At 71.8% G+C, this 1,057-nt stretch carries 1 pseudogene; it reads left to right on the top strand.

Going from position 1 to position 1,057, the window contains the following annotated elements:
• Positions 1 to 969: pseudogene (locus ACWD3D_RS37400) on the top strand (Tn3 family transposase); the annotation flags it as partial.
• Positions 970 to 1,057 lie beyond the last annotated feature (88 nt).

The raw sequence follows: 1,057 nt of genomic DNA, 5'->3' as shown, positions 1-1,057 counted from the left end.
CTGCTGACGGTGCCGGCCGGCGCGCGGGTTTCGGAGCTGGACCGGCTGCGGCGCGGGCCGGTGCGGGTGTCGGGGCCGCAGATGAAGGCCGCGCTGGAGCGGGCCCAAGAGATTGCCCGGCTGGGGATGGGCGAGGTGGACGTGGCCGGGGTGCCGCCGCGCCGGCTGGCGGAGCTGTCCCGGTACGGCGTGGACGGGAAGGTGTCGCTGCTGCGGCGGCACGCGGACGCGCGGCGCCTGGCCACCTTGCTGGCCACCGCGGTGCACCTGACCACCAGGGCGGTGGACGACGCGCTGGACCTGCTGGACGTGCTGGTGGCCACCAGGCTGCTGGCGCGGGCGGAGCGGGAGACGGCGAAGGAGAAGTTGAAGACCCTGCCGAAGGTGGAGCGGGCCGGCGCGAAGCTCGCCGCCGCGCTGCGGGTGGTACTGGAGGAGACCGCCGAGCAGGTGAACACCTCCACCGGGGAGATCACCGCGCCGAAGGTCGCCACGCTGGCGGCGATGTGGGAGGTGATCGAGGCGGTGGTGCCGCGCAAGGAGCTCGCGGCGGCGGTGGCGGCGATGGTCGAACTGGCCCCGCCGCTGGACTCGGACGCGGACGAGGCGTGGCGGCGGATGCTGGTCAGCCGGTTCTCCACGGTGCGGCCGTTCTTGAAGCTGCTGGTGGAGGTGGTGGACTTCGACGCGACCGCCGAGGGCGCGCCGGTGCTGCGGGCCTTCCTGTCGCTGCCGGAGCTGATGGGCCGCAAGAAGGTGACGGAGGCGGAGATCGACACGGAACTGTTGGCCGGGTCGTGGAAGCGCCTGGTGCCCTCGGCGCCGCACCTGGAGCCGGGTGAGGTGGACTGGAAGGCGTACAGCTTCTGCGTGCTGGAGCAGGTGCACCGGCTGCTGCGGCGCAAGGAGGTCTTCGCGATGAACTCCTCGAAGTGGGGCGACCCGCGGGCGAAGCTGCTGGCAGGGGAGGATCCGCCCTGACCATGGCGGAGTACTTCCGCGATGTGCAGAAGCAGGACGTGCTGCTCTTCATCGACAACATCTTCCGCTTCACGCA

This window comes from Streptomyces sp. NPDC002690 (assembly GCF_053592415.1).
The sequence above is the reverse complement of the archived record's forward strand: the minus strand, read 5'-3'. Positions and strand labels throughout refer to the sequence as shown.